5 protein-coding genes are annotated in these 7,684 nt (G+C 34.6%); all 5 read right to left on the minus strand.

The annotated features are described in order from the left end of the window. On the minus strand, nt 1-1,727 hold a 1,727-nt coding region (locus ACOYLT_RS09250; protein WP_422853573.1), incomplete at its 3' end, for a DNA topoisomerase subunit B. 222 nt (nt 1,728-1,949) lie between these two features. Further along, the gene (asnB, locus tag ACOYLT_RS09255) at nt 1,950-3,626 is read right to left on the minus strand and encodes an asparagine synthase B (RefSeq protein ID WP_422853574.1); all 1,677 of its coding nucleotides are present in this window, start codon (nt 3,624-3,626) and stop codon (nt 1,950-1,952) included. Between the two features lie 161 nt (nt 3,627-3,787). Further along, nucleotides 3,788-4,231, minus strand: coding sequence for a hypothetical protein (locus ACOYLT_RS09260; protein ID WP_422853575.1), 444 nt, complete (start codon nt 4,229-4,231; stop codon nt 3,788-3,790). 84 nt (nt 4,232-4,315) lie between these two features. Further along, complete coding sequence (locus ACOYLT_RS09265; protein ID WP_422853576.1) at nt 4,316-6,037, minus strand: TonB-dependent receptor; 1,722 nt, start codon at nt 6,035-6,037, stop codon at nt 4,316-4,318. A 53-nt stretch (nt 6,038-6,090) separates the two neighbouring features. Beyond that, the coding region (locus tag ACOYLT_RS09270; RefSeq protein WP_422853577.1) for a tetratricopeptide repeat protein at nt 6,091-7,684 on the minus strand (1,594 nt) is incomplete at its 5' end.

Here is a 7,684-nt window from a genome sequence, read left to right on the forward strand (position 1 = left end):
CTTCCACCCATCTTTTCGTTAGCAATATCTCGTTGATCATCATTCCAAGCGTATTCTTTTTTGTTTCCTTTTTTAACTAAATATAAAGGTGGCGCAGCAATATAAACGTGTCCGCCTTCAATTAGTTCTTTCATAAATCGGAAAAAGAAGGTCAAAATCAAAGTAGAAATGTGACTACCATCCACATCGGCATCACACATAATAATTACTTTATGGTATCGCAATTTTTCTAAGTTTAAGGCTTTGGAATCCTCTTCTGTACCAATTGTTACTCCTAAAGCTGTAAATATATTTCGTATCTCTTCGTTTTCAAAAACTTTATGATGCATCGCTTTTTCCACATTCAAGATTTTACCTCTTAATGGCAAAATCGCTTGGAAATTTCTATCACGCCCTTGTTTTGCGGTTCCACCAGCCGAATCTCCCTCGACTAAGTAAACCTCGCATTTTGCTGGATCTTGTTCCGAACAATCAGACAATTTTCCGGGCAAACCACCACCACCAAGAACGGTTTTACGTTGCACCATTTCACGCGCTTTCTTAGCAGCATGACGGGCTGTTGCTGCAAGAATTACTTTCTGAACAATGATACGAGCATCATTTGGATTTTCTTCCAAATAATTTTCTAGCATTTCAGCTACTGCTTGAGAAACTGGAGAAACTACTTCTCTATTACCCAATTTAGTTTTGGTTTGTCCTTCAAATTGTGGTTCTTGAACTTTTACCGAAATAATAGCAGTTAATCCTTCACGGAAGTCATCGCCCGAAATTTCAAATTTTAATTTTTCTAATAATCCAGAAGCATCCGCATATTTTTTCAAAGTACGAGTTAAACCCATACGGAAACCTTGCAAATGCGTTCCTCCTTCGTGTGTATTAATGTTGTTTACATAAGAAAATATATTCTCAGCATAACTATCATTATAAATTAATGCTACCTCAACAGGAATTTCGCCTTTTTCATGTTCCATGCTAATCACATGGCTAATGATTGGCACACGATTGCCATCAAGGAAACGAACGAATTCTTTCAATCCTTCTTTTGAATGAAAAACTTCTCCTTCAAAATCGCCGTTTTCTTTAGTAAATCTTCTGTCAGTCAATGTAATCGTAATTCCTTTATTTAAAAAAGAAAGTTCACGCATACGAGCTGCTATGGTATCATAGGAATACTCTAATGTTTGTGTAAAAATAGTTGCATCAGGTTTAAAAGTAACCATCGTTCCTCTCTTGGTTGTTTCACCAATTTGTTTAACAGGATACATTGATTTTCCTTTTTCGTACTCCTGCTCGTATACTTTTCCTTCGCGATATACCGTAGCACGCAAATGGTCAGAAAGTGCATTGACACACGAAACTCCAACACCGTGCAATCCTCCAGAAACTTTATAGGAATCTTTGTCAAATTTTCCTCCAGCACCAATTTTGGTCATAACCACTTCCAAAGCAGAAACGCCTTCTTTTTTGTGCATATCAACTGGAATTCCACGACCATTATCTTCAACGGTGATTGAATTATCTTCATTTATAATTACACCAATAGTGTCGCAATGTCCAGCTAATGCCTCGTCAATAGAGTTATCTACTACCTCATAAACTAAATGATGTAAACCTCTAACACCAGTGTCTCCAATATACATGGAAGGACGCATTCTAACATGCTCCATTCCTTCTAATGCCTGAATACTATCGGCTGAATAACTATTCTTTTTAATCTCGTCGCTCATATTATTTTAGGGTAAAAAATCAATTTTTTGTCTAACACGCAAATATATAAAAACACTTAGGATTTCCTATTTAAATTCGACTATAAAACCTTTAAGTTATTAACATTTTCGATAGGATTTCAACAAAAAACGCCCGCCTAAAAAGACGGACGTTTCAAAACAAGCAAACTAAAATTCAATCTAACAACAAATTCTTTAATTTATTTTTTTCTCAACATTATTTTAAATTTTAATATAAGCATCATCGTGAACATTCGCCACTGCTCTACCCGATGGATCGTTCATATTTTTAAACGCTTCATCCCATTCTAAAGCAATTTTGGTACTACAAGCAACGCTAGCTTCTTGAGGCACGCATAATGCGGCGGCATCACTTGGGAAATGTTCGTTAAAAATAGAACGATAATAATATTCTTCTTTGGATGTAGGCGTTTGCAACGGAAATTTATACTTAGCATTGACTAATTGTTCATCCGAAATCTCAACTGCCACTGTCGCTTTCAAAGTATCTATCCAACTGTATCCTACACCATCACTAAATTGCTCTTTTTGTCGCCAAGCCACACTTTCGGGAAGCATGTCTTCAAATGCTTTACGAAGCACCCATTTTTCCATAGGATGATCGGGATTAATCATTTTATCTTGTGGATTTACTCTCATTGCTACATCCATAAATTCTTTGTCTAAAAAAGGCACACGACCTTCAATTCCCCATGCGGCCAAACTTTTATTAGCACGCAAACAATCGTACATGTGTAATTTGCTTAATTTTCGAACCGTTTCTTCATGGAATTCTTGAGCATTTGGCGCTTTATGGAAATATAAATAACCACCAAATAACTCATCTGAACCTTCGCCCGAAAGCACCATTTTTATTCCCATCGATTTAATAACTCTTGCCATTAACCACATGGGCGTTGATGCTCTAATAGTTGTTACATCATAGGTTTCAAGATTGTAAATCACATCACGTATCGCGTCTAATCCTTCTTGAATGGTAAATTTAATTTCATGGTGAATGGTTCCAATATAATCAGCTACAACTTGAGCAGCCGCTAAATCGGGCGAACCTTCTAAACCAACTGCAAACGAGTGCAATTGTGGATACCACGCTTCTTGTGTATCACCCGACTCAATTCTTTTTTGCGCATATTTTTTGGCTATAGCCGATGTAATGGATGAATCCAATCCGCCAGAAAGTAGCACGCCATAAGGCACATCACTCATCAACTGACGGTGAACCGCTGCTTCCAAAGCAACTTTTATATCATCAATATTAGTTTTGTTGTCTTTTACAGTATCATAGTCTGTCCATTCTCTTTTGTACCATTGTACGAACTCGCCATCCTTACTGGTCATATAATGTCCCGGAGGAAACAATTGAATTTTGGTGCAATACCCTTCCAACGCTTTTAATTCGGAAGCTACATAAAAAGTTCCGTGTTGATCCCAACCGATGTATAATGGAATAATTCCCATGTGGTCCCGTGCTACAAAATATTCGTCTTTATCCACATCATAAATTGCAAATCCGAAAATACCGTTCATTTCATCAATAAAATGAACGCCTTTTTTTTTGTATAAAGCCAAGATAACTTCACAGTCACTTTCGGTTTGAAAATGATATTTTCCTTCAAATTGTTTGCGCAATTCTCTGTGATTGTATATTTCGCCATTGGCAGCCAAAACTAATTTTCCATCCTGACTGAACAAAGGTTGTTTCCCCGAAGCAGGGTCAACAATCGCTAATCTTTCGTGTGCCATAATAGCTTTGTCGTTACTAAAAACTCCACTCCAATCAGGTCCGCGATGGCGGATGATTTTGGACATTTCTAATACTTTTGGTCTTAACGTTTCTGCTTTTTGTTTTAAATCAAAAGCGCATACAATTCCGCACATAATCTTTAAACGTATTAATTTTATAAGAGCAAAAATGATATATTCATTTCAATACATAAACTAAATAGAAATAATTAGTTATAATATATAACTAAATTAAATAATTATATTAAAATATGAAAGTAAAAAAATTAGAATTGGTTGTATTCGGTTTGAAAATGTTAAAAAACACTTTCAATAGTATACTCTTTCCCATTCATATCAAATTCAAAACCTACTTGATTCCCCATTAGTTTACTTCCCAAAGGCGATTGTGGCGAAAGCGCAAAAATGTTTTTGTTTTCAATACTTATTTTTGGTAAAGCGGTAGAAATGAAAAGCGTCATGCCATTTGCTTGTACTATACTTCCCAAAGCTATTTTTTTGTGAACTTGTGATGAATCAATTTTGTCGAGAATATTTTTTTGTACTAATACTTCTTTAAGCTTATAACTCAATTTTTCTTGTTCTATATGCATCATCGACAAAGCGGTTTCGTGCTTATCGCCTGCGGAACCTTTGGCATCGTTTTGGGCATCAATGGTCAATCCTAAAATCATGTCTTGAAAAACATCAATTCGGTCTTGAAGAAGTTGCTTGTATCGATTGAGAATTTGGTGTTTCATTTTAGAGTAACTGAGTGACTTAGTAGTTGAGTGACTTAGTTAAATTATCTATAAGTTAGACAATCAGCTACTTAGTTACTTTTTTTAAAAATCAAATTTATAACTCGCGCCACCCAAAACCTGCAATCCTTGAACTGGATAATTCAACCAGCGTTGGTAGTTTTGATTGGCTAAATTGTTTCCTTTTAAGAAAAAAGTTAAACGCTCGCTGAATTTAAATCCAACATGCGCATTCAAATCGAAGTAGCTTTTTAAGGTGATATTCTCTATTGGAAAAAACCCTGAAACAGATGTTCGGACAAATTGGTCTTTTCTATCTCCTACAAAAAACAGGCTAGTTCCTGCGTACCATTTTGGGGTTATCATTACATCTAAAGTGGCAGCTAATTGTATTGCTGGCAAATTCCATGCTTCCTTTTCAGCAACAGTAGAAAAGCTACTAAAAGTACCATTTATTCCAAAAGAAATATTTTTAGAAAAATCTGCTTTCAATTCCCCAAAGAAACTAATCGTTTTCACTTTATCATAGACTACATTAAATGAATTTCCAAAGGTAAATCCATCCGTATTCCCATTGTCATCATCGTATCCGTTACTTTTAAAAAGTGCTTTATCGTTCTCATTTTTATACGAACCTCGAATATTATAACTTACGCTACTAGCTAATTTTCCTTTCAAACCAGCATATAGATCATGTTTTTGATCTGTTGGTGCCATGCCAAGCGTTGGCGACACAAAGAAGTTTTGTTGCACAAAATCATGATAGGAATTCTGTTGCAGAGTTCCTTCTAAACCTGCATAAAAAACCATTAAATCTCCCACTAATTTGAATGTTCCTGTAACTTTTGGGTAGATGAAAACCTTACTTTCTCCACCTTTTTGAGCAGCACTATAAAAAAATGCTGCACCAACATTCATTGATAAATCGCCTTTATTGATTTTGATGTTAGGCTGAAATCCAATATTAGTAAAACCATATTTCAAAGAGTTTCCGCCACTGTAGGTTTGATCGAATGAGCCACTACAATAATCGATCACAAAATCGGTTTTAATCTTTTGTTCAAAGATATCAAATTCAAAAACTGGTTTTGCGACAAAACGATTTTCAGCGGAACCAAAAGCATCCCAAAAACGGATGAATCTAACCGAGCTTTCTTTTAAAATATTATCCAAAGCCAATCTGCCTCCAAGGTATAAAGTATGATACTTTTGCTGCTCATCTATTGTATTAATTGTGGCATCGTCAAAAATTGTTGGATGAATTCCGTACCAATTATACACTTGATTTTTGTATCCTAAATCTGTATTCCAGTTGAATTTTCTGGTTCTGCTGCTGTAGGTTAAATCCAAAGCAGTATTGAAAAGTTTATCATCTAAAACCACATCTTTAATTCCACCTTGTGAAGAACTATGGCGTAACATGGCTCCAAAATAATCGGAATTGCTTATGTTTTTAATAACAAATAAGTCGGCATTTATATTTCCATAATTTCCTGCAGCTAAAGTTAAATAATTGCTGAAAATTTTCTCTTCTGGTGATTTATCAACATTGACTGCTTTACCTTTAGAAGGTGTGAAAGTTGACGCTACTGGAAAAGAAAAAATAGTGTATTGAATAGTTTCTTTTTTGGTGGTTTCTTCATCATCCAATGTTGGCGTTTCTTTTACTTTGAAAGCATCAGAGATTGTTGGTGTATAGGGTTTTACCACATTTACTACTTCAGTTCCTATATTTTCGTCTTTCTTTTGGGAAAAAGAAATTTGGGTCAAAAGAAATGCTATTATTATAAATTTTACTTGTTTCATATTTAGAATTGTTACACAGAGATTCACAGAGAAGCTGTTAGATTCAAAGATTTTTAATTTGTTATTGATGAATTCGTTTTAGAAATTTCTCCTTTGATAAGGTTTAATTCTGTTTGTGCTTCAGTAACAACATCAGGATAAGTGGTGAAGTTTTTAATTACACTGTCCAAGATGGAAGTAGCACTAAAATTATCTTTCATCTGATAGTAATTTTTTGCCATTACTATCAAGCCTTTCGCTCCAAAATATTTATAACCCGAATAGTCTTTGGCTAATTTTTGAACGGTTTTATTAGAGTCTTCATATCTACCGTCTTTGTTTTTGAAATAAGCATCATAATACAAAGCTTCAGCTGCTAATTCTCCTTTAGCAATAGTTAATAATTTGGCGTAAGTTACTCTAGCTTTGGCTTCATCATTAACTTGAATAGCAGCACGAGCTATAATTATTTGGGCATCACTTTTTACTTTATTATCCGTTTTTGGATTGGCTAAAACTTTATCAGCATAGACAACCACATTAGCATACTCTTTTTGGTCATAGTAAGCACGCATCAAATTGGCTTGAGCAAATGTTACGTTTTGAGGAAAATCTGCTTCGCCTTCTAAACGTTTTAAAACTGGAATCGCTTTTGCATAATCATCTTTTTTCAAATGAATTTCAGATAAACGGGCTAAAGATTGCTCTGTGAATTCATTTCTGGTTTTACCGATAACATATTCATAATTTGTTATGGCATAGGTTTCTATACCATCTGTATAATAGGATTGAGCCAAATAGAAATTAGCTTTTAAAGCATGAATTCCGTTAGGAAATTTCGAAACATAACTACTCAGACTTGAAATGGCTTGTTTAGTGTTGTTTTGTAAAAATTGTTTCTCAGCGGCTTCATAAGTATCGTTATCTAAATCAGCATCTGAAACGGCAACAAAATCTAGTGATTTAACCCAAGAAGCATATTCATCAACTTTTCCGTTATCCATATAAATCAAACGTGCTGTAGAAACTGCTTCTAAAGCTTCAGGAGTTCTTGGATAATCAGCCGCTAATTTCTTGAATTTTGCAATAGCTTGTTCCTCTTTTTGAGCATTGTAATATACCAATCCTTGACGCAAAATAGCTTTTGAAGCAAATGAACCGTTTTTGAATTCACTCAATAATTGATCATACGTTTTAATCGCAAGGTCAGTTTTGTTTTCAGTCACATAAGTATTTCCTAATTCAAACAAAGCATCATCATGGTATTGAGAGGTTTTAAAATAGGCGAGGAACTTATTGAAATCATCTATTTTCTTATCATTTCTAGATACAAAACCATAGCTCAATGCTTTTTGGAAAGCTGCATAATCGGCATCAATGCCTTTCATTTCGATAGCTTTGTTGTAAGCATCCATGGCTGGCCAATATTTTGAAGTTACGAAACGGCTATCACCAAGTCTCAAATAGGCATCATTCAAACGTACTTTATCATCTTTATTGGCATCAATGAAACTTTGGAAATAATTTCCGGCTTGTTCATATTCTTTTTGCTTGAAATAAGCATAAGCAATATTATAATTGATGTTTTTAAATTCAGGTGTTTTTTTTGCTTCGGTGTAACCAACAAATTGTTTGAAACTCAATAATGCTTCATTAAAATTATCCAAA

Origin of the sequence: Flavobacterium sp. (genome assembly GCF_049318185.1) — a bacterium.
Classification (GTDB): domain Bacteria; phylum Bacteroidota; class Bacteroidia; order Flavobacteriales; family Flavobacteriaceae; genus Flavobacterium.